1 pseudogene is annotated in these 1,063 nt (G+C 36.6%); it reads right to left on the bottom strand.

Annotation, left to right across the window (positions count from 1 at the left end):
- Nucleotides 1-1,063, bottom strand: a pseudogene (locus COE49_RS00655) (IS1182 family transposase); the annotation flags it as partial.

Here is a 1,063-nt window from a genome sequence, read left to right as displayed (position 1 = left end):
AGTTCTTTGGCGTCCGCAAAGCTTCGCTCTATAGTTGAACAGCGTACTTTATACAACTTTTTCCCTGTAGCTGTTAGCTTGTTTTTTCTAGCGATATCTTTATATTTCTCCCATATATGATGAGTGATAACTTTTTGTTTTTGTTTCTTTGAAAAGCACACCTCACGTAACGGACAAACAGCGCAGTCTTCTGGATTCGATTTATATTGACGATATCCTTCGCGATCCGTTGTTGCATACTCTAAAATACATCCCATCGGACAAGCAAATGCATTCATTTCTTCTACATATTTAAATTGGCTTTTCGGTACTTCTTTATTTCGCTTTCCAAATCGGCGATACCCCATCACCATAAATATATTTCTTTCTGATAACTTCTTACAGATATAACCTGTAAAATAACCTGCATCAAGAGCGACAGCTTCCACTTCAAATCCGAACTTATCACTTTGAGCTTGTAGACGTGCTAAATACGGCTCGGAATCTGCCATATTTCCAGCCGTTATATAGGTATCTGTAATGATATTGTACTTCGCATCAGTCGTACGATGATCTAAGAAATGAAAACCGTTCGGTTTTCCATCTCTCATTAAAAATCCACTATCTGGATCCGTAGTACTTATACGAGTTTTTTTAGTAGGGGTATCACTTTCCTTTCTAGGTTTTAATTCTTTTTTCCGTGTACCTCACGATCTTCGATTACCGCAGCTTCTAGTTCATCTATATAAAACTTTGCCTTTTCTTTTTTATATTTGTGTACAAATTTATTTTTATTAGCATTGGCCTTAATATGTGTAGAATCTGTCATCAACGCACGTCCTCCGACCATCCGGTGCTCCGTCGCTTGCCTCACAATCTCATCAAAAATTTCTTCGAAAATATTTGTATGAATAAAACGGGTACGGCGATTCCAACTGATTGTAGAATGATCTGGGATAGTATCTGATAGAGAAAACCCTAAAAACCAACGGTAGGCAATATTCGTTTTAATCTCCTTTTCTAATTGACGCTCAGAACGAATACCATAAAAATATCCAATAAACATCATTTTAAATAAAACGAT

The sequence above is a fragment of the Bacillus sp. AFS029637 genome, from assembly GCF_002584985.1.
Lineage (GTDB): Bacteria > Bacillota > Bacilli > Bacillales > Bacillaceae_G > Bacillus_A.
The sequence above is the reverse complement of the archived record's forward strand: the minus strand, read 5'-3'. Positions and strand labels throughout refer to the sequence as shown.